Here is a 21,552-nt window from a genome sequence, read left to right as displayed (position 1 = left end):
ATTCGAGGAGTGAGTAGAAATCCTCACCGGACGAAGGAAACGACGGAATTGCCGACTAATTGTGACCCGACGGAGCTGACCTTATTGTTGCTCACGGTGGTTCCATCCGCTTGCTTCTCGGCACGTGAAGGGGCTCAACATCGCGAAGCACTCATGGAGCAGTCACAGGCAAACTGCTCGATAAACGAGTTTCGCTACGACCATGAGGCGGATGCAACGACAATCGTCCGCGAGGACTGTACTGACCACTGCTGAGTCACCCATCTTCACCGTCCGGTGCTGGTCACCCGCTATCCCAACGAACGCGCTCGGGTGGCTTGTAGTGTCTGCGAAGAGAGAGAAATTCGGTTGGAGAGGGGGTTATTCGTCCATTGCATCGAGGTACTGCTGCTCCCATTCATTTCGGGCTTCGATCTCGCGACGCCCCCGTGCTGTCAGTCGGTAGCTGTTGGTTCGACGGTCTTTCTCGCCTTTGTCGACGAGACCCTTCTCGACGAGGGTGTCGAGATTCGGATAGAGCCGACCGTGGTGAATCTCGGTTTCGTAGTAGTCCTCCAGTTCTTCTTTGATGGCAAGGCCGTGCGGCTCATCTAACCCCGCCATAACGTACAGCAGATCACGCTGAAACCCGGTTAGATCGAACATGTGTCCGTTTTGTAGCTAGTTGGGAACACAGATACGTCTGTTGGGCTGTGTTGAATTCTCACGAATTACAGGTTCGTGGTCATGTTTTTTTCCACAAGTGTCGTTGTCGCGATAGTGTACAGCTAGATCAATCGTCCCCGTCCAGATGACAGCGAGTATGCTGATGATTGCAGTCAGTTTTCACTTTACCATCGCAAAAGAAGTATCAGAATGTGATTAATATAGTATTGTAAATATGAATCGATACGCTGGTGTGGACTCGGGGGGGGACTCGTCGGCCATTTCCTTTCGAGACGGAGTATCGAGATATAATCACACTGGTGTTGGACAACAGTCGACTCCGAACGACCCATATCGGCCGCTAGGTGAGGGAACCAATCCAGCTCTGTCTGTGTTCTGGATTCTGCGAGCGGTCGCGTTCGTTATACACGACGAACAGCCCGTTCCGTGTCGGAACGAGGTGATCAACGTCGGCGTGGTGACTTGCGATGGGGTATCCTGCGGGACCATCGGTACCGGCAGAGACGAGTTTGGGTGCCGAATCAGGAGCGCGGACGACGAACCGATAGTCCGTGAGTGTTCCGTCGGTATCGAACCAGGCGAGCCACGGGAGAGAGCCGTCACCGCAGAGTGCAGTTCCCGAAAGCAGGTATCCGTCGTCGAGTGCAATTGCATCTCGCCCGAAATTGCTGGTCGCTGCGAACCCAATGGCCCGGTCGAGCAGTATCTCGCCATCAGTATCGATGACGAGTAGTCTGGCGTCGTTCGCATCCGACCGTTCCCACGCCTTCCCGGCGATGACGCTCGCGCCAGCACGGTTCTGGTCACTGTCCATGGACCCGGTGGTGTCTAAGCCTTGCTCGTGGGACGCGATGCTGTCGAGCGTGTCGGAACTCCCGGTCTCGGCGTAGTAGTACTCGCTGTGTTCTTTGGTTCCGTCGGGCGAAACCCAGGCAACAGATGAGCCGCTGACGTATCTGAGTGCGCCCGTTTCGTCGGCGACGAGCGACTTGCAGTCGTTGCCGGCGTACCGTTCGCGCCAGTGTTCGGTGCCATCGTCGGCGTCAGCGGCGAGGAGCCAATCTCTGGTTCCGTAGACCCGCTCCCAGGAACCCGGTGACCGTCGGGAGTAGCTGCCGGTCTGGCCGCCGGCGACGACGCCGTCCGGGGTCGTAACCACCGTCTCGAAGGTGTCTCCGGAGCCAGACGGGTATTCTTGTTCCCAGCGACGGACGCCACCAGCCGTCACCGACGCCAGCCAGGCTGGCGGCACCTCCTCGGACTGGTCCGTGTCGGCTGACAGACTCTTGCCAGCGACGACTGGCCCACCCGGGCTCACCGTGACGGCCTTCGGCCGTCGCTTCCGGTCCCAGCGGTACTCCCAGTCGACGGTTCCACTTGGACTGAGTCGCTGCAGGAAGCCACCGAATCCATCGCCAGTGCGGTCTCCCACGTCGTACCAGCCGACTGTGTACAGCCCATCGTCACCGGCCAGCACCGCATCCGTTACGAATCGTTCACGCTCGGAGCCGAGGCGGGTCCACCACTGCACCGTCGCCCCGTCCCTCATCGCGCACCGCCGCGTGCTGTCCCGTCGAATTGGCGGAAAGACATATCACAACGGGAGAATAGCGAGCGCAAAAGACTTCGCTTCTGTCGGAACTGTTTACTCCGTATCGTCCCTTGACCGACCAATGCGAGTCCTCGACCGGAAACGGTACTCCTACGTCTTGCTAGCCCGCGACGGGGAGTGGATTCTCACGTTCTTACTCGGCGGCCCCGTGGAGCGCGATGTCTCCGTGCGATTGACGCCCGTAGAGGTCACCGCAATCGAAGCCGGCGACTCGTCGGCCGAGGACCTGGTCGAGACCTTCGGCGCCGACCTATCGGCCACCGAGGACAGACAGATAACTCCCACCGTCTGGCCTGCAAAGGACGCCGAGAGTGGGTCGTAGTGCCGCAAGTCGTTTCGACAGTGCTCTTCGGTTTCGATCGAGGCGTGTCTGTTCAGTGTCCGGATGAAGTTCCTCCCTACACGACTTGAAACTTCTCGATGTGGGTCGCCGAGATGCAACGGAACACCCGCCTTTCGCCCAGATTCGTCGACAGGGTCGGTGGTTGGGAGCACATGGATTCTACGATACAGGAAGGTCAGTGAAATATTGCCAAGGCGTTACAGACGATCAAGCGTTCCCATTCCGATGCCGTCACGCTCTCCGAGACGGAACTCCAGTGGTACATCGATGCGGATCGTGACCTACGGACTGGGTAGATCATGCGCTACACCGACAGGTGTTTGGTCAATCTCTGTCTTTCGGTCGTCCATCCCTCGTTCGACTGTGAACGCTTTGCCTACGTCCAATCGCTCAGAGACGAGTGTACGCCAGAAAAGCCCGAAGACGCAGCGATAGCAGAAACTGGCGTACGGACCGAATCAGGTTTCGATGGTACAGTCGCCCTCCGCGTTGTCTTGATATTCGTTGACGGCACAGACGTCGTCGTTTACCGTTCCATCGTCAGATGACCAGAGACCCAACGCTTCGCTGTGGCGGAGCGTGGAATCAACGACCTTGATACGACCACTTTCCACGTGAACGTTTCCACTGGTATCACGGCCACCGTACTCGACGATGGCGTGTTTCAGGATGTTTTTGCGGCTCTCAGAGAACGACATGACAATACCGTCCCACCAGCCGGGGACATCGTCGGTAGCTGTGAACACAATCTCCTCTTCAGGAGTTCCTTCGGCGATGAGTGCACTGTCAGGTGCCATCTGAATGGATGTTCCCTCCTCGAACCTGAAGACGGCGCCCGGATCGACAGTCACTTCGATATCTTCCACTCTGATCTGGCCGTTCACTCGATAGGGCACGCCGAGATTGTGCCATGTCACGGCACCGCTATCGACGTTATCATCCTCAACTGACACTGTTTCGGCCTCAACGACGACCACATCCGCCGTGTTGCCTGTGTACGAGGATTCTGAATCTAGATAGTGGAGGTTATTCGCAGTCACACGGACTGCCCCACGTTCGTTTTCGGTATACTCGTTCGAGTCAACGTCGGGCATCGTTACATTCTCGTCGATATAGAGGCCGTACCCGTCACTGTTCGTTACCGTCGAATTCGTGAGCGGAAGGTATGTACTGCTGTCTAGATGGATATTCGCCTCGTTGTTACGCCCGCCGTACTCGACGACGACGTGATTCAAGCGGTTGTTTCGTGCCTCCGACCACACGAAGATTCCGTTCCACCACCCTGGCGTCTCCTGGCTGGCGGTGAATACGATTTCTTCCGATGCGGTCCCGTCAGCGATAATCGAACCGTCCTCATGCCCGTAAATCTCCAAGCCAGTATCCTCCTCGAAGATGAGGGTTGCTCCTGGTTCGATCGTCAACGCCGCCTCAACCCTGAGGGTGTCTGTTACCCGATATACGGTCTCTCCCGAAAGCGTCCGATCCGTCGTAATATCCTCCGAAAGGATCTCCGGTTCCGCTTCGTCGTCCCCATCTTCAGTTTCGGTTTCGGTTCCGTCGTCAGCGTCGGTTGCCGTCTCCGTGACATCGGTTGGGGTCCCGCCAGTATCAGTCGGAGTTCCCCCGTTATCGTCGTTCGAACTCAGGCACCCGGCGAAAGCTGAAAGTGAGAGTGTCGCAATGAAACTCCGCCTATATTTCATACGCTCAATAATATCAACTGTACTTTCAATCTGCCTATTTTCTTGCAACAAATGTTCGACATGCAAACGAACTATCACCGTGAGGATGCGAATCCGGGACGGTGCGTTTCGGAAAAAACCCCTGCCCGAATGTATCGTTCGGGACCGAAAGCGTGCCGTGACACCGCGAAATCGGGCACCGTCTCGCGATCCGTCTCGGTGGGAGAATACGGGGCTTCTCAGAGGTTGCTTTCGAGCAACGAGACGATGGACTCCGTCCGTTTGTCGACTTTGTCCATGTTGGTGCACGGTTCTTTGTCCACCGTGAGGACTCCATCTTCGTAGCTGATGTCACCGGTCATCCCTGCTTCGTTCTTGAACACGACCGATTCGAGGTCCGCCTGGAGGGCTTCCCGCCCCAGTTCGTCGCTACAGATCGCCTCGAAGGCATCGATTGTCGGCTGGAAGTACACTTTCATCCATCCCTCGAACCAGAGATCTTCGTTGACTCTCTCGTCGATGAGTGATTCCCACTCGATATCGAGACCGACCTCGAAACCGGCTGCGTCGTCCACCGATTCCTTTAGGGACGGCATTTCCTCCTCCTTGAACTCCTTTACTTTTCGCTTATCTCCTAGATCCATTAATTTTCACTCGGCTATAATATTTATCCTTAGTCATTTAACACTACTCATTCGACTCGTCCTTTCGCCGCGAGACGCACCGCCTGACGACGATTTGGGACACCTGTATCGAAAGCTTCGCTATCGGGATAGGCGTCAGCCAGTGTTTCCAGGCGATCCAGGTACTGTTGCTGGTCCGACTCGGGGACCGGATACGCCGACCACGGGTCAGCCTTCGGATACTTTTTGAGTGGAAGAAACTTCTTCAGGGTATGAACGACGAGCCCTCCGGCGGAGACGACGTGACCACTGATGAGACCGATTCCATCGTGGTCGAGACACTACTCGACGCGCTGAACCCAGCCGAGGAACTCGGCGACGGAGGGGGTGGTGAGGGCGACGACCGTCGGAGGCAGGCCGAGCAACTCGATGGACTCGTCGCCGAACGCTCACCCGACGAGGGACAGTCTCACCTCGTCGCCGTCGCATATACTGCGATGGTGGACGCTGTCGAGGCTGGTCGGTTCGAGCGTCTCGCCGTCCCCATCGACCGCCTCGCGACTCTCGTCGGGAGACACCCGTCGTCCGTGCATCTCCGAACGCTGCTGGCTAGGATTCTCACCGAGGCAACGTGGGACGAGGGTGTGGCGGGACGGTTCGACGCGCAGGCGGCTCACCTGGGCCGCCTCGAATCGCTGGCAGAGAGGGTGCCAGACGACGAGGTCACGACTGCCCTCGCACGGGCACGCTTTTTCGCCGCATATCACACGGGGGCGGCCGAGCGCTTCGACGAACTCGGGACGCATATCGACCGGCTCGACTGGCTGGTCGAGGACACAGACGACGTGGGGATACGACAGGAGTTCGCCCAGGCGTTGGTCAACGCCATGATCGACGCGGGCAAGGCCGGACGTCTCGACGCCCTCGATGATCGATTGAACCGCCTCGATCTCCTGGTCGCCGAGTACCCACACTCACAACTCCAGGTGTCACTCGCGAACGCCCTTGCCATCGCCACGTTCCATTCCCTGGAGACAGATCGCGTCGACGACTGTCAGACCCACCTCGACCGTCTCGACGACCTCGCCGCCAAGTACCCGAACACGGACGCCATCCAGGGCCACTGTACCAGCGCACACTGCCACGTGGTCACCTCCCAGGGCGACCAGCCTGCATGCGAGCGGTCCCTGGACCGTCTCGAAACGCTCGCGACGGACAACCCCGACACAATCCCGGTCCAGCTCAGGGTGTCCCAGGCCTTCCTCGGCGCGGCACTCACCGGCCGAAAGCTCCCCGACGGGTTCCGGCCCCGTCTCGAACGGCTCGATGTCCTCCTCGGTGCCGACGGCAACTCAGATACCGACTGGCAGCAGCGACTCGCTGAGACCATCGTCTCCACCGGCCTGGGACCCGCGGACAGCGCTCGACTCGACGACAGCCTGGAGGCACTGCTCGACAGCCTGGACGCCCTCGTCGCGGACCACCCCGACGACGACCTGCTTCGTCTCGTGTTCGCCCGGACGCTCCAGTGGACCACGGCTGCCAAGTGTGAGGCGGGACAGTTCAACGCAACGGAGGCGTCGATCGATCGTCTGGAGCGGCTGGCGACCGAGACGCCCGACTCCGACCCGGTCCGCCACGTGTTCGCCCGGACCAGCGTCAACGCAGGTATCGACGCGGGCGAGGCCGGACGACTCGACATCCTCGAATCCCACATCCACCGGCTCGCGCGCCTGGTGACTGACCATTCGGACCCGCACTTCCGTAGCGCCCTGGCGAAGGCCCACGCCGTCGCGACAGTACACCAAGGGCGGGCCGCCCGGTTCGACCAGGTCAAGGCCCATCTCGACAGCCTAGAAGCGCTGGCGGCAGACGCTCGCCACGAGGACGAAGTCCTGACCCACTACGCCAATGCCCTGGCGAACGCCGCCCAGTACGCGGACGACGCCGGTCACAGCGAGGGCTACTGGAGCCGGTTCGACCGATTCGAGGCCCTGGCTGCGGACGCTCCCGATAGCCGCGTCCCGTTCCACCTCTCCGATGCACTCTTCGACACCAGCAGGATCCTCCTCGACCCCGTCTTCGACGAGGAATCGGACGTCCAGGTCGATTTCGGGGTGATCGGGGCTTGTCTCGACCGGCTGGACCGGCTCACCGACGACCACCCCGAGGACACCGAGATACAACTGCAATTCGCGAGGGCACTCGCGAATCGCGTGTGTGCAGCCCCCTTCGCGGATGACGGGAGTCACCTCGGCGAGACGTCCGTCCGCTTCCACCTCGACCGTCTCGACGCCTTGGCGGCCAGGTATCCGGACGCAACGCGGATCCAGTCCGAACTGGCCAGTGCCCTGTACAACGCGGCGGTTGCAGCGGCCGACGGTGATCACGTCGCGGACCGACGGTCCGCCCAAGCACGTCTCGACGCCTTGGCTGCCGACTACCCCGACACCGACGATGTACAACGCATGCTCGCGAAGACCCTCTCGCTGGCTACGTTCCACGACTCCGAAGCCGGTCAGTTCGAACGGGTCGAGACACACCTCGACCGTCTCGAAACCCTCGCGTTCGACCACCCGGCCGGCGACGCGTGTCAGTCCGAACTGGCCAGTGCCCTCGCAAACGTCGCTCCCTACCAGCGTCGGGATGGGTACGTCGACGACCTCGCGGCCCGGTTCGACCGATTCGAGACGGTGTCCATCGCCCATTCCGACGTGGGGATCGCCCGGTCCCTCGCGAAGGGGCTGGTGAGCACGGTCCGGTCGCTCGTCGTCCCGGTCTATATGGACGGCAGTGACAGACGACTGGAGTACGACACCATCCAGCGGTACCTCGACCGGCTGGAGGGGCTCGCAGGTGAGTATCCTACAGACGAGGAGATCCATCGACGGCTCGCCGAAGGCCTCGTCACCGGCGTCACTGCTGCGTCCCACCTCGCACACGACGGTCGTATCGAGCCCGACGAGCACGAACGCTACCTCGATCGCCTGTCGGAACTGGCGACCGAGTTCCCAACGGACGGCGGAATCACGGCGCAACTGGCGACGGCCCACCGCAGGGTCGCGCGGGACGCCGGGATAGTCGGTGCCTTCGAGACCCAACAGCGCCACCTCGACCGTCTCCACGAGTTGGCCTACGACCACCCACACAACGATGACGTGTTGTTCGAACTCGCCCAGGCGCTGGAGGACGTCGCGTACGTCGACGGCGATCCCGATGCGGTCGTACCAGTGGATTGTGAGAGTTACTTCGACGTGGTCGAGGCCGCCGCTCTCGCGTACCCAGCAGACGTGAACGTCCTCTTTCAGATTTCCAGAGGCCTCGTCACCGCGGCGGCGTCCGAAGGGAACGCTGGTCGGTGCTCGGAGCTCCGTGCGTGTATCGACCAGCTTGAGGAAGTGGTCACCGAGTACCCCCTCCGGAGTGAGATCCGTATCCAGTTGGCCGTCGCCCACTTCAACGCGACGGCGCCAGCTGGCAAAGCCGGTCGGTTTGACCAGGTCCACTCACACCTCGACCGTCTGGAGACGCTGGCTGCCGAGTATCCCGACACCAGACGAGAGGTTCACGAGCGGCTGATTAAGGCTCTGTTCAACACCGCGAAATACCAGGGGCAAGCCGACCGGTTCGACGCCCTGACCGACACGATCGACCGGGCCGAGGAACTGGCCGCGACCTACCCATCCAGTGACGAGGTCCAGCGGACCTACGCCCTGACCCGTTTCACCGCGGCCACGGCCGCGAGACGAGCCGACCGGTCCGAGGAGTGTCGGGTCCACATCGACCGCCTGGACGACCTCGTGACCGACTATTCCCACGTCCCCGAGATCAGACGCCGGTTCGCGAAGGCGCTCCACGGCATGATGGACTCGTTGTGGAGCGCCGACCGTGTCGATGAGGCACGGGCAACGATGGACCGCATCCGCTCGGTGGCAGCAGCGTTCCCGGCTGACGAGGAGCTGCAGTGTGTCTCCGCGCGAGCTCTGGTGAACCACTCACGGAATGCTGGTGCGGCGTGTCACCTGGACCTCCTCTCCGACCACCTCGACCAGCTGGTGACCCTCTACGAATCGTATCCCAGCGAGGAGACTGCCCTCCGCTTGGCCCAGGGACTGTTCAACACCGTCAGATATCGAGGGGAGGCCGGCCAGTTCGACGATCTCTTCCGGTCGCTCGACCGTCTCGACGACCTCGCCGCCAGGTACCCCGACGGTGACGTTCCCCACCTGTACGCCAAAACCCTCTCTATCGTCTCGAAATACCTGGGAGAAAACGACCGGGTCGAGACGGCTGAGCAGTGTCTCGGCCGCATTGAGGCACTGGCCGCGGCGCACCCGGCTGACGAGGTGATCCAGTCACGGCTGTCCGAGACACGCCAGCGAAACGCGGTTGAGGAATGACCGTTTCCACGGCCGTTCCTCTCGTGTCGAAAGTCCCGGCGTTTGTGGAGACAGTCTAGTCGGCCGTCCCGTCGGATTCGAAGGCGGCCGCGGCGAGGTCGTCGCCCACGACTTCCCGAAGCCCGTGGTCGAGTCGAGCGGCGTAGTCCGCGCTGGCACGTGGGTTGGCGGTCGAGAGTTCGTCGGCCGACCGTGTGAACGTCCGTTCGAGCGTGTCGTCGGTCCGAACGATGCCAGCGTCGGCCGCGGTTTCGATGGACGCACGGACGGCGGCGACGTAGGCTTCGATCTGCTCGAACGGTTCGCCACCTTTCACCCCTTTCACGACGATGTCGGCGTACACTTCCTCCAGGAACGCTGCAGGGTCGTCGACGCTCGCACTCGCGGCGAACGCACGGAGTTCGTCATCGAGGCGCTGCCGCCACGCCGTCGCGTCGCCCTCGACCGTATCGACGTAGGCGCGCGTATAGACGGACGCGACGAATTCGGCTGGATTCTCGGGCACCGCTCGCGTTGCAGTCGCCTCGATTCGTTCGGTGACGACATCCAGCCACGCCTCCACGTTCGCGTGGTCGCTGTTGGTGCGGCCGACGACAGCGAGTGCCCGGGCATAGATCCGTTCGAAGATACCGGCCCGCTCGATGCCGACCCACTCGAAGTCGGCCCGTTCCTCGGCGGCGGTGAGGACCTCCGTAACGCCGAATCTGACTTCCGCTGGTTCGGCTTCGACGGCGAGCGCGAGTGCGGTTCCGAAGACGGAGCTGACGTAGTTCACGGGATGTGGAGGGTTATCCGCCGCCGTCGCCCCGGTTTCGACCTGGGAGAGTACTGCCTGCACCAAGCGGTCGTGTGACCGGTTGCCGATATCGGTCCGTGTCATTACTGTTTGGAGGACCGCCGCATCCACTTCCGCGAAGGCGTCGAACCACTCCATCTTCGTCGGCCCGTCGATCTCCCAGCGGCACTCACGGAAGGACCTGGCGAGCGAGGTGATCCATTCCCCGGAGAGGCTTGTCTCCCCGTCTGCCGCCCAGTTCACTGCTGCATCGCCAAAGACGCCATCTAGGAACGCGACTGGGTCTGTGACCAGGTCATCCGCGGCTGCCACCGTCTCGATGCGGTCGGTGAGCGCCTCGAACCAGACACGCTCCCGGCGTGGCGAGATTCCGGACGCCGAGTCGCGTACCCGCCGACGTGAACTCTTGGACGATGAGTCGTCGTCGAATCCGTGTACGCGGGTGGACAGCGCTCCGCGGTAGGCCGCCGTCAGGAATCGCTCTCGATGGGCCGTCTCGGCCGCCGCACCCCGCGCCACGGACCCGTCGTACAGTTCGATCCAGTCCTCGAATCGTGGCGAGTCAGAGAACGGAAGCGCGCCGATGCCGTAGGGCCCGTCGTTGACGCCGTCAACGCTCTGCTCGACGCTGGCAAACGCCGCGAGGGCTGCCGCGTGGAGAGCAGCACGCACCGTCCACTCCTCGGCAGCGAGGTCCGACGCCGCGACGGTGTCGACGAGCCGGTCGCACGCACCGAACAACCGTTCCGCACGGTCGAAGTTGCGGGCTGTGACGACGTGCCGGACGGCCTGCCCGTAGATCTCGGCGACGAACGCCACAGGGTCGTCGAGGTCCGCGGTCGTCGCAGTTCGGCAGAGGTCCTCCCCGACCGCCACCAGCCAGGGCTCGATTCGGTCGTCGGGACATTCGTGTTCGAATACCCAGAACCCGAGTGCGCCAGTGTAGGCGTGCCGGAGCAACTCCGCTCGATTGTCCTGGCGCTGCATGAACGCGACCGACTCCCTGACCTGGGACCCGAGCGCGTCCACCCATGTCGAGAGGTCGCCGAGTGGACACGCCGCGCCAGCCACGGCCCCGATTGTGGACGCGAAACTGTTTCCGATGACGAACGCTGCGAACCCCTCCTCGTTGGTTGCAGCCGCCTGTTGGACGAGTGCGGCGACCGGCGCGAGCGCATCGTCGGCCGCCGTGGTGTCGTCGACGGTCTCGATGATTCGCTCGGTCATCGAGCCGTAGACGCGACAGAGCAGCGTCAGTCCCGGTTCCTCGGAGATTTCCCCCGCATCGACCGTTCTGTGAAGGACCTGGTCGACACACGCGAGTGCGCCATGATTCGGTCCCGTGCCGTCTGTTGGCCACGCGAGCCTTGACAGAGCGTTCGCGAATGCACCCACGAACGGTTCGTGGTCGCCGCCGACGGAGTCGCGTCCGGGCGGAGTCGCAGTCTCGTTCGTGAGGGCGACCGCACAGTCAGCAATGGCTTCGACCCACTCGTCAGTCGTGGGGTTTTCGCTCGCCACTGCTGCCATGGCAGTGCCGGAGACCGCTCCCCGGTACCTGATGGCCCCGTCGGTGTCGCTCCGATTCAGCCCGACGTCCCCGACGAGGTCGTCGAACAGTGCCAGCCACTGTTTTGCGGCACTCGGTCGCGCGGTCCGCGCGACGACAGTGACGGCATCGGCGAGCACTTGACCCACGAACGCCGCGTCGAGGTCTTTGTCGGGCATGCCAGCGATTGCCGCCAGTGTACTCTGGTCCGTGATTCGCTCCACGTCGAGCGTCAGACGGGACGGGCGTCGGGTTTCCGGCCAGTCCATCGCGGACAGGAGGTCGTCGGCGACCGCTCGGGACGTCCGTTCAGGTGCGACTTCGATGTCGTCCAGTTCGAACTCGATTCGGTCGCGCCAGGCGGCGACGTCGGCACAGCCAGTCCGGTCGGCAACAGCGTCGAACTGCTCGCGGAACTCGTCGTCACAGATGAGCAGTGCACCCGAACAGGTGTCGTCAGCGACCCACTCGACCAGCGACCGAATCCCCGCCTCGCTCGTGATCCGTGCCGGCTCGGCACCGTAGGTCGCGACCACGACTGCGTCCGGCGTGGCGTCGATGCCCACCCTGATGTGATCGGGTCGGCTGAGGTCGGTGAGTCTGACTGTCGTCCCCCACGTCGTGAGTTCCGTGGCGACGTTCGCTGCGAGCCGTCGTTTTCCGCTCGCTTTCGGTCCCGAGAGGACGACGACCCCACCATCGAGTGCGTCGACGACCTTGTCGACGTCGACCCCGGCCGGTCCGTCGTCCGTTTCGAGGCCGTCGTCCGAGTTCGGGAACTCCCGCTCCGCTGCAGCCGCGTGTAACGTCTCTGGTTCCTCCCAGTGCCAGGCACCGACAAGTGGAGCGGAGCCGTACTCGTCGGGTCCGACCGCGATCTCGTCCAGCGATGGTCTCACTGCTCGCATGCCGGCCCGGATCTCCTCGAAGGCGGCACCCACCTCGGCGATGGCTGTCTCGGTTTCGGGCTGTGCCGCCAGCCGCTGGCCGATTCTCGTCCGCATCGACTCGGACGCGAACACCCGAAGGTGATCGATTGTCCCCGGTGGGAGATCGAAGGCGATTTCGAGCGCTTCGGCGGCCCCCGCCAGCGGTCGATGTCGAACGAGCGGCTCGAACCACTCCGTGTCGTCGTCTGCGAGCGAACTCGCGACGAGAGCGATTGCGGTGGCGACCGCTGGCGACAGTGCAGCCGGGTCACAACCGACCTCCTCGGCACGTGGATGGAGCGACGAGATGAGTTCGAGTGTCGCCTCACCCAGTGGTTCGACCGTGATATCACAGTCGCCGACCACCGTCCTGACATCGGGTTCGACGAGAACCGTTTCGGACCCGTACTGCGAGAGCGAGAGGAAAGCTGCGGGTGTGACGGTTTCCTCGACGGTCCCGATCTGTTCTCCGAGTCGCTCGTCCTCGAAGTCGTAGCTGGGGTTGGTGACGCGTTCGACGATGGACGAGCGCTCCTCGTTACTCAGTCCAGGCAGACTTCGGCGGCTGGTGTGCTCGCGGATCTCGTCTATCGCATCGCTGCTCTCTGCTGGCGGCGTTCGAACCACGAGCACGGAATCGACCCGCTCGACGATGTCACTGGACACGGAGAGACTACTTTGGCACAGCCAGTCGAGGCTCCGTGGCCGCGTTACGAGGACTGCACCACCGGGACGAGCGAACAGGGCGTTCATGCCGGACGGCTCTCCGTCGGTCGAGCAGTCTTCGTCGCTCAGGTCGAACGCCGCCGTGACAAAATCGTCGACGATTACGAGTTCGTCGTCGTCGACGTCTCTCGTCGCTGCGAGCCGCTCAACGGATGGGCCGACCCGACGCAAGTGATGTGATTTTCCGACGCTGGGTGCCCCGAGGACGAGTGTCACCTCGCCCGGGTCGACTACGTCGCACAGTTCGCTAGGTGTGACTTCTCGAATGGTATCTTCCATGTATTCCCTACGACCGACCCCGCCGACGACTGCGTTCGGCTAGCAGACTCCGCCGAGTGTATATCTTCAATAGGTTTGTTTGTGAGTATAATTGTTCGCTGTTGGAACGGCCATCGACGAGTTATCGATTATGTAGTAGAAGACGGCGTACGGGGCAGACTCAATCACGTGTAGCGGGCCATTCTGAAAACCATCATAGGGTGATGGTTTGTCAAAGGCCAAACACCGACTTTCTGTGGAGGCACAACTCGGAGGAATCGCACCCGTAACCGCACCAGCGGCAACCTCCTTCCCAACGACGATTTCGAGCTTGAATCAAACCTGATGGCGAGTCATCTGCATTCTGACTTGGTTTCTCCGGAGACAGTGGGTCTCAAATTCAGATACCAGCGGGTATACTGACTAATGCAATCACCGGTGTGGTTTGTGACGGCTTAGGTGAAATGGATTGCGTTCAATGAAACTGCAGTCACAACCTGCTTAAACTGCCACAGGCAGGGGGCTGATAGAGCTAGAATACTGAGATAGGTTAGTAGGAGTCACCACCCCTGTCTCAATATAAAAATCGAGTTTATGATGAAAGCGAGCACATATACCCACGAACCAACGGGCCAGATAAATACGGCGCTGACCGGAATTACACCCAACAAGAGGACGGTTATGACGAACCGCACCCACACCCAACCGGTAGAATCTTCCTCTGATTCCCCTCGAATCGAAACGTCGTGTTGTCGGAGTGACTCACGGAATTGGTCTTCAATGTCTGATGGGACGAGAAATACCGTCGGCTTGTTGGTGAACGAATTCCGGTAGTACAACCGAACTACGGTCTGGTCAGCGAGTGTCACAAACCGGGCAGACTCCACGTCTTCAAACGAAGTAGACACATCCTCGTCGCTGCGGAACAGGGTGGGTTCTCCCATGTGGTAAGTACTCACAAGTTCTCCAGCCCCTTGATCGAGCTTAGCCGTCATACTGATGAAACGTTCTGAGCTCTGCAAGGTCGCCGTCATCAGAAACGCACAGTACATATGGTACGCATAGGTGCCTTTGTCACTGACAAGCGAACCAAAGGCCAGTAGAACGGCAGGGACAACAGCGAATACAGTCCACCATAACAAGCGACCGAAATCGATACTGTTGAATGCGATTCGCTGTGGGAGTTTCCGAAGTCCACCTATCTGCGCGGTCCACGTTGTTACTGCCTCGTCTTCGTCATGATTCGCCACCCGCAAATCCATCAATCCCGTATGAATGCTAATTCTGGCAAAATAAACCTATTGTTAGGCCAATTAGTTCATTGTATTTGATTGTTAGAATTTGCTGTATATAACAATATTTAATATATTAATGCAAGAGGAACCACACACTAACTGCTAACTGTATAATTAATGAACGTATTCCTGTATATGTTGTCCAGAATTTCAACTATGTCAAATCAAATTCTAATCTAGAAAATAATATGATAGAATAAATGGCTTATATTATGTGTTTTTGATAAGTAGGTAATGGTAGAAAAATATAAAGAAGATATGAGTTCACAAAGAGTAAAACGAAGAGGTATTCTGAAGAATATAGCTGCTATTGGGGCCTTGTCCGCAACTGCGCCACAAGTTAGTGCTTCCACTGAAGAAGAGAAATCTAAATTAAATAAAATTCTAAACCACGAAAAAGTCAACCAACTATTGGACTCGATTCCTGGCTTAGAGTTGAATCGTGAAAGTGCTACTATTTATGGAAATGGGGAGTCCGCTGTCGCAGTCCCTAGCAACTACGGTAAACTCTTTGCGAATACACATGACAATATCGACGTGAGTTTCTACTTGGATGAATGGGGTGCCTAGTGTAGATGATGCTTGGACTCAGGGAACCAAGGCTCGGTTGGCTGTGATGGACAATGAGATTCTCCTTCAGCGGAATGTAACTAACGCAGAAAAGCGTGAATTCCTCGCAGCAATTGACCGTCCAGATTTCCACGAAGACAACACTCAAGTTGGACTGATTCCCGAATTGGATGAGGTCCATTTTCTCCATACAAACCGGGATGAACGAAGAATCGAATCTATAACCGCAGTGAAGCAAAAAAGCTCTGTAGGACTTACGAAACAGCAGGGAACAACTGAGAAGAGTCATTCAGAGGTTAGCTTGAAAGTGACCGACTCTACCACACATACTCCCTCTGATTTTAAGCAAGCGACATCGACTCCTTCCAAGTCGAACGTTGTGTCTCCTGCTGCTGCTCCCCCCGGATGTAAAGCAGAAGACCTACACGATCTGTTTATTTGTATCGCAGACTACGCTGATTGTGGGTACTGTTTCTTGGCCACCAGTCTTACTGGCCCTGTTGGCATTGCCTGTCTCATTATTGTATGTTTCGATGGTGGACTGTCAATTGTTAGGGAACATATTACTGACTGGGGTTGCTGGGCATTTGGTGAAGGGCTATATGACTGTCTTCGATATATCGTCGATGAGTACGGTCTTCGGACACGACTACTTCGAGGAACCCTATCCAGCCATCACTCGGAACTTTTTGTGGCCCGTCCCACCTTATGTTCCAGAAGATAGTTGTTGAATCGTCCCGAAGTGTTTCCTATACCACATGAATTCTGAGTCTCAATATCACGAGTATGGCAGAGGTGTAGAGATCATCCTCTCTGCAGCGATCCTGGCAATGGGATTCTCGTTCGTTGCACTCGGTCCGGATGTCCCGTGGCCACCTGTTATAGAGCTGGCAGGGGTTGGGGTTTGGACGTTAGCTCTTCCAATAGGACTCTTGGCAATTCTGGTGGTATCTCGGCTTGCGACTACTGAAAGACCAAACTGGCATACTCAGGTGATTTTCATCGTCTCAGTGATCACGGTTCTCGCCAGTACCTACGCTGTCATTGGACCATACATTGATCGTGCCAATCCGCTCCTCAGTGTATTTCCAGCGTCAGTTCTTGGGCTCATACTAGCGAGTGTCGTGGTGATTAATGACCTCAGTAGGGTTGCCGGGACTGACCCATCCTAATCCCCTGCCGTAGTTTTTGAGCGCTCACTGAAGGTGTGGAGACGTTATACTAATCACGGAGAACTGTACTGAAGAGAGCTAGTGGGCCAAGGTTTTGGAAACTGGCATCAAAAATCTGTGAAACGAAGCTGCTCCAGTTTGTAGAACAGGTAATTCACTTGGCCAGTCAAGCGATTTCACGATACTCCTCGAAATTCGGTTTCTTCGAGTGTGGTGGGGTGGGAGTACTTCAAGCTAAACGTCGTGCGTAGGTCAGTGGGTGTCACAGAGTGTCTTTTTCTAGCGCGGACGGGTCTGTTGAAACTCACTCACAGCCTTGCGTTTGTTGGGAGGCTAGTTTCGCATCGGATGTATTAACCCAGGGGGATTTCAACAGAGTCGCTACGCTCGAATCTTTTTAAGATCTTGACTACACTTGAGGTGTTGCTCAAAGAGATCCTTGGCACGGCGGATAGCACTGCTCTCAGAGTTTTTGAGTATTCGATGTAGGTTATGTCGAATCTCATTACGTCAGATTACTAATTATATTCATCTTAGAAACAAGAGTTTACAATTACATCACTATGCATGTAATACAACGCCTCAAGTAACTTCGTTTTCCCACTGAAAGTCTGATGACGCGGTCGATTTGTCTTTTGTAAGTGGAGGCACCGTCTCAGAACAACGTATTTCACGCATATTCTGACACTCAGACGAAATAATCAATTAAGAGATGAGCTCTCGTCCTAAACACCTACATCCACGCGCGGGTGACCACCCGACAGCAACGGCGACCATGCCACCCCACTCCGAGGCGGTGGTGGCTCGCACGTTCGTTCTGATGGTTGTCCCGTCGAGTTCGGAGCTACCGGGTGTCGAGATCAGTGGGGAATCACTCATGTGCGATTACAGTGGAACAGACTCACTCGTCTGTGCTTCTCCCTTGTGGCGGTAGAGTGGGTTTGACGTGGAGAGTGACGCACGGAATTATACTACCTTATATTATTTGAGTTTCGTAATAGGCAATCAATATATACTCTTAGAGAGATGTTCCTGTTAACGGTCGAGGGGGAAACGAATGACGGTCCCTGCTGTGTGGGTCATTGGACCCACTCTGATGTGCCTTTGCTGTGAATCCCCTGCCGGACAAATACAACATGAACATGCAAGCCCTAGACACCAACCCAGAACAGAACCGTACTGAGATGCCGATTACCATCAGCAACTTCGCTATCCCGTCCGCCCTCGAATCGTCGGGGACGAAGTTGGTTTACCTCTACCTCGACGCCGCCAACGGCGGTGACATCTCCGAACTCCGTGCGTCACTCGGGATGAAGACTATCACGCTGTACCCACTGCTCCAGACACTGGAAAAGAACGGTCTCGTCGAGTGCGATGGCGACGAGTATCACATCGCCGCGTAATCTTCCCCTATATTTTAACTACTCCGAGTCACGGCTCCGTCCTAAGCCAAGAAATCACACGCGATGGTTCTCTGTACCTGTGCAGAACTCGCCTGACTGCGCGCTCGACTTCGACGGGGGACGAAGCCATAGTAGCGTTTGCAACTGGGTACACATCCGATCGCACGACAACGTTCGGTCGAATGTGCACTGACTTGCAAACGCTACTATACTTCACTGGTCTCGTTGTTGCTGCGATTATCCGTTTGGTGACGCCTCTGACCGTGCTGCGAACCACTCGCAGACGCGGGGCCAGAGGTCTGTATGAGCCCCTTCACCGGTCGACAACCCGACGTGATCGGCCGGGTACTCGATCACCGTCGTATCTGTACTGGGGACTGCCTCGATAAAGGGGAGGCTAGCCTCAGCCGGGATAAATTGGTCGTCCATCCCGATGATGTCCAGTATGGGCATCTCTAGGGTTTCGAGGTCAATAGTTTCCCCTCCTACCGAGAGTGTTCCCTTCATCAGCCTGTTCTCGCGATAGAGGTCCACAAGGAATTCAGTGTACAGCTCGCCTGCGACGTCAACGGTGTCAAAACCCCACTGAAGCCTACGCAAGAACCGTGACAGGAACTCCTCATCGGCAATATGCTCGTAGAGGCTGAGATAGCGGGCGAGGTGGTATTCGACCGGGTCGACGAGCGAAAATTCCATCGCGAGCCATTCGCCGGGAGCGTTTCCGAAGGTATCGACCAGATGTTGAGGATTGTAGCTTTCTTCACGCCCCCAGAGGTCGAAGATGCCCCCATCGACATCAAAATTCAGCACCGGCGCAAGCATCCCGAGCGTACGGACCAGTTGCGGATATAATGCCGCGAAGATTGCGGCCAGTGTCGCGCCGGTACAGTAGCCAAATAGATGGAGCGCGTCCGCCTCAGTTCGTTCGGTGACGACATCGACGCAGTTGGCGAGATACCGAGTTACGAAATCCTCTAATCCGAGATGGGCATCCAGAACGGAGGGGGCACCCCAGTCGAGGAGAAAGACATCGAACCCCTGGTCGAGAAACTGTTGGACGACGCTTCGGTCGGGCTGAAAATCGAGGATTGATGGGCGGTTGATAATCGCATACACGAGCAAAATCGGGACGTTCTGCTGCACCTCAGGTCGTGGCTGGTAGTGCCGGAGTTCGAGTTTATTTTCAGTGTAGACGACATCGCTGGGAGTCGGTTCGAGAGGCGTTGTCGTCTCGTGGTTTCTGGAGTGACGTTCGAGGGCTGTCTTTACACCGAACACCGGGAGAGTGCGCCAGCTACCGACGAGGTTAGGGAACATACCAGCTAGAGGCAGGCATCGGTTGAATATGTTGAGGACCCGTACCAAACTCAGTGAAATTCGTCTGGAGTGTGAACGGAACCGAGTCCGAACTGCTTCGCTGAGTCCCCCGTCTCAGGTGGAGTTAACTATCCATCGAACGTACATTTCGTATGGAGCTCATCGAGGGGTACGACCATCAATCTGGAGTCCACTGTGGAGCAGCGGCGCTCAGGAACGTCACTGAGTATTACGGGTGGAACTACAGCGAGGCAAGTTGTTTCGGTATCGGTGGAGGTCCAGCGTTCGTCCTCTACGAGCACCCCGAGGAGTCCTGGGTTACGTTCCGGACCAGTCCGACTTGGCTGGAACGGGCCTTCTTCGAGCGACTCGGTATCTCTCACTTGTCCAAAGCAGGCGATGACTTCGAGACAGCCTGGGAGGAGACGACCGCTCGTGTAGACGCGGACGACCCGATTATACTGTTCCTCGACCCGGCTTCCCTGGACTATCTCCCTGATGACTTCCCCCATCTGCCACCCCACGTCGCAGTGATGACTGGATACGACGATGAGACGGTACAGCTCTCGGATGGAGCGATGGAGGAACAAACGGAGGTGTCGCGCTCGACACTCGAGGATGCCTGGTCCGCTGACCGATTTGTGCCGCTGGACAACGAATATCTCGTCGTGACCCGTGCAAGAATCACAGCAGACGGAACCGATGCGGCCGCTGCCGGCCTTCGGCAAGCCGCGACGTATATACTCGACCCACTTCAGATAAAGCGAGACGCACGGGGGCCGGGTGAGGAAGGCATCCCGGCGCTACGCTCGTTCGCAGACTATCTCGGAACATGGCCGGAGCTGCCCGAACCAGTCCGACCGGTACGGGCTGCTCGACAAAGCATCGACGAACACGGTGAAGGGGCCGCTTTCCGTGTGCTCTACGCCGAAGCGCTCGAAGAGTTAGGACAGCGGACCGGACTCGCCCACGACCTCGCTGACCGAATGGCCAGCGTCGGTGAGGAGTGGCGGAACGTCAAGACGCTCCTTGACGATATTATCGCGGAAGACGAGCCGCAACCGGCACGCTTCGCGGAGGCCGCGACCCTCATCGGCGACATTGCAGACCGGGAAGAGGCAGTGTTCGAAGAAATCGCCGACGAACTGGGACGCAGCGATAGCAGTGTGTGAGGCGACAGCAATGAGTGAGGTGACAGCAATGAGTGAGGCGACAGCAATGAGTGAGAGGCGATTCGGGAGCTCAAACGTTTCGCGCCGGACGAGCAGTCATTCTCGATACGCTTCGTAGACAAAGCGTAGATTCCAGAGATTGAACCCGTCGCCGTGTTTCCGTTCGACGCGACGGTCATAGAGGGGGATGAGGTCCAGTTCTGGCTCCGTGAACGCGGGCTCGACGCTCCAGTCGAGGAACCACTTCCGATCGTGAAACCAGATCTGATCGCCGAATGCGTCGAATACGCTCGTCAACATCTCATGTACCATCTCTGACCCTGTGTCGTCTTCCGTTTCTTCACGGGAGAATTCATAGGTGACGGTGATGGGAACCGTGCCCTCGCGGAAAGCCCTCTCCCGAGAGAGATAGACACACTTCGCGCCCGCCTCTCGAAGGTGCACAACGAGCTCGTCTGGTGTCGGCACGGGTATCGGTTGCTCACCGATATCGGACTTCGGATCCCAGGCCATATGGGAGTTCACGTGCGGGTCGCCAAAGAGCGTATCCCCACCGAAGTGTACCTTTAGTGCGTGCTGGTCATAGATTCAGACACACCGTATGGTCTCTGCTGCCACCCTCGACGAAGCCATCGAAACGTACAACGAGTATCGGAGTCCGATGGCGACGGCCGAACTAATCGACTACGCGGCGGACACGTTCGTTGTCGAGTTCGAGGGTCCGTTCTGTCGGATGTGCTGCGACTACGACTACTTCGAGGACCTCATCTATGAGTTAGCCGCCCTCGGTGAAGAGCCATCTACAATCGACATCAGCGAGATCAGCTACGAGGGTACCGAGAGATTCGTCGTTAGGTTTTGCATCACGTGAAAATGAGACGATACCGTTGTGGAGACTCGCGACCCACTGAGTTAAGGAGATACGTCGGGTATACCCGTGTAAAGCGGTCGAACCACGACAATGACTCTCTACGAAATCGAGCGACCTGACGGGCCAGAACGAGGGATTCGGGTCTCCTGTCCCGACCACGGTGAAACA

Annotated in this window: 15 protein-coding genes; 7 read left to right on the top strand and 8 right to left on the bottom strand. The window is 58.4% G+C overall.

The annotated features are described in order from the left end of the window. Positions 1 to 360: 360 nt before the first annotated feature. Both HFX_RS17150 and HFX_RS17145 read right to left on the bottom strand, forming a co-directional pair. On the bottom strand, positions 361 to 645 hold the full coding sequence (locus HFX_RS17150; protein WP_004061045.1) for a PadR family transcriptional regulator: 285 nt from the start codon (positions 643 to 645) through the stop codon (positions 361 to 363). A gap of 361 nt (positions 646 to 1,006) precedes the next feature. Further along, the gene (locus tag HFX_RS17145; RefSeq protein ID WP_238547496.1) at positions 1,007 to 2,197 is read right to left on the bottom strand and encodes a hypothetical protein; all 1,191 of its coding nucleotides are present in this window, start codon (positions 2,195 to 2,197) and stop codon (positions 1,007 to 1,009) included. A 142-nt stretch (positions 2,198 to 2,339) separates the two neighbouring features. On the opposite strand from HFX_RS17145, the gene HFX_RS17140 reads away from it, so the two are divergent. Further along, positions 2,340 to 2,600 carry a hypothetical protein gene (locus HFX_RS17140; RefSeq protein ID WP_004061047.1) on the top strand — a complete coding sequence of 87 codons (261 nt, stop codon included), beginning with the start codon at positions 2,340 to 2,342 and terminating at the stop codon, positions 2,598 to 2,600. A gap of 479 nt (positions 2,601 to 3,079) precedes the next feature. On the opposite strand, the gene HFX_RS17135 is transcribed toward HFX_RS17140, so the two are convergent. Then, a complete protein-coding gene (locus HFX_RS17135; protein WP_231512981.1) occupies positions 3,080 to 4,372 on the bottom strand; it encodes a hypothetical protein in 1,293 nt (430 codons plus the stop codon). 170 nt (positions 4,373 to 4,542) lie between these two features. Beyond that, positions 4,543 to 4,947 carry a hypothetical protein gene (locus tag HFX_RS17130; RefSeq protein WP_004061049.1) on the bottom strand — a complete coding sequence of 135 codons (405 nt, stop codon included), beginning with the start codon at positions 4,945 to 4,947 and terminating at the stop codon, positions 4,543 to 4,545. A gap of 251 nt (positions 4,948 to 5,198) precedes the next feature. Between HFX_RS17130 and HFX_RS17125 the strand changes: the two genes are divergently transcribed. Continuing rightward, complete coding sequence (locus tag HFX_RS17125; RefSeq protein WP_004061050.1) at positions 5,199 to 9,326, top strand: hypothetical protein; 4,128 nt, start codon at positions 5,199 to 5,201, stop codon at positions 9,324 to 9,326. 55 nt (positions 9,327 to 9,381) lie between these two features. Here the strand turns inward: HFX_RS17125 and HFX_RS17120 are convergent, their stop codons facing one another. Both HFX_RS17120 and HFX_RS17115 read right to left on the bottom strand, forming a co-directional pair. Further along, positions 9,382 to 13,605 (bottom strand): hypothetical protein, encoded by a 4,224-nt coding sequence (locus tag HFX_RS17120; protein ID WP_004061051.1) that lies wholly within the window; start codon positions 13,603 to 13,605, stop codon positions 9,382 to 9,384. A 539-nt stretch (positions 13,606 to 14,144) separates the two neighbouring features. Then, positions 14,145 to 14,846: a hypothetical protein gene (locus tag HFX_RS17115; RefSeq protein ID WP_004061052.1), complete on the bottom strand. Its 702-nt coding sequence runs from the start codon at positions 14,844 to 14,846 to the stop codon at positions 14,145 to 14,147. Between the two features lie 267 nt (positions 14,847 to 15,113). Here HFX_RS17115 and HFX_RS19825 point away from each other — a divergent pair, with 267 nt between their 5' ends. From HFX_RS19825 to HFX_RS17105, 3 genes are all read left to right on the top strand, one after another. After that, complete coding sequence (locus HFX_RS19825; RefSeq protein ID WP_137685689.1) at positions 15,114 to 15,449, top strand: hypothetical protein; 336 nt, start codon at positions 15,114 to 15,116, stop codon at positions 15,447 to 15,449. A 758-nt stretch (positions 15,450 to 16,207) separates the two neighbouring features. After that, positions 16,208 to 16,621 (top strand): hypothetical protein, encoded by a 414-nt coding sequence (locus HFX_RS17110; RefSeq protein ID WP_004061053.1) that lies wholly within the window; start codon positions 16,208 to 16,210, stop codon positions 16,619 to 16,621. 1,136 nt (positions 16,622 to 17,757) lie between these two features. Beyond that, the gene (locus HFX_RS17105; protein WP_004061054.1) at positions 17,758 to 18,024 is read left to right on the top strand and encodes a hypothetical protein; all 267 of its coding nucleotides are present in this window, start codon (positions 17,758 to 17,760) and stop codon (positions 18,022 to 18,024) included. Positions 18,025 to 18,261: 237 nt separating this feature from the next. On the opposite strand, the gene HFX_RS17100 is transcribed toward HFX_RS17105, so the two are convergent. After that, entirely contained in the window at positions 18,262 to 19,341 is a 1,080-nt protein-coding gene (locus tag HFX_RS17100) for an alpha/beta fold hydrolase (protein WP_004061055.1), read from the bottom strand. A gap of 152 nt (positions 19,342 to 19,493) precedes the next feature. Here HFX_RS17100 and HFX_RS17095 point away from each other — a divergent pair, with 152 nt between their 5' ends. After that, positions 19,494 to 20,513: a BtrH N-terminal domain-containing protein gene (locus tag HFX_RS17095; RefSeq protein WP_004061056.1), complete on the top strand. Its 1,020-nt coding sequence runs from the start codon at positions 19,494 to 19,496 to the stop codon at positions 20,511 to 20,513. A gap of 96 nt (positions 20,514 to 20,609) precedes the next feature. Here the strand turns inward: HFX_RS17095 and HFX_RS17090 are convergent, their stop codons facing one another. Next, positions 20,610 to 21,026 carry a hypothetical protein gene (locus HFX_RS17090; RefSeq protein WP_004061057.1) on the bottom strand — a complete coding sequence of 139 codons (417 nt, stop codon included), beginning with the start codon at positions 21,024 to 21,026 and terminating at the stop codon, positions 20,610 to 20,612. An 88-nt stretch (positions 21,027 to 21,114) separates the two neighbouring features. Here HFX_RS17090 and HFX_RS17085 point away from each other — a divergent pair, with 88 nt between their 5' ends. Continuing rightward, complete coding sequence (locus tag HFX_RS17085) at positions 21,115 to 21,384, top strand: hypothetical protein (RefSeq protein ID WP_004061058.1); 270 nt, start codon at positions 21,115 to 21,117, stop codon at positions 21,382 to 21,384. Positions 21,385 to 21,552 lie beyond the last annotated feature (168 nt).

It is taken from the genome of Haloferax mediterranei ATCC 33500 (assembly GCF_000306765.2).
In the GTDB taxonomy this organism is placed as follows: Archaea; Halobacteriota; Halobacteria; order Halobacteriales; family Haloferacaceae; genus Haloferax; species Haloferax mediterranei.
This window is presented reverse-complemented; position numbering and strand designations above follow the sequence as displayed.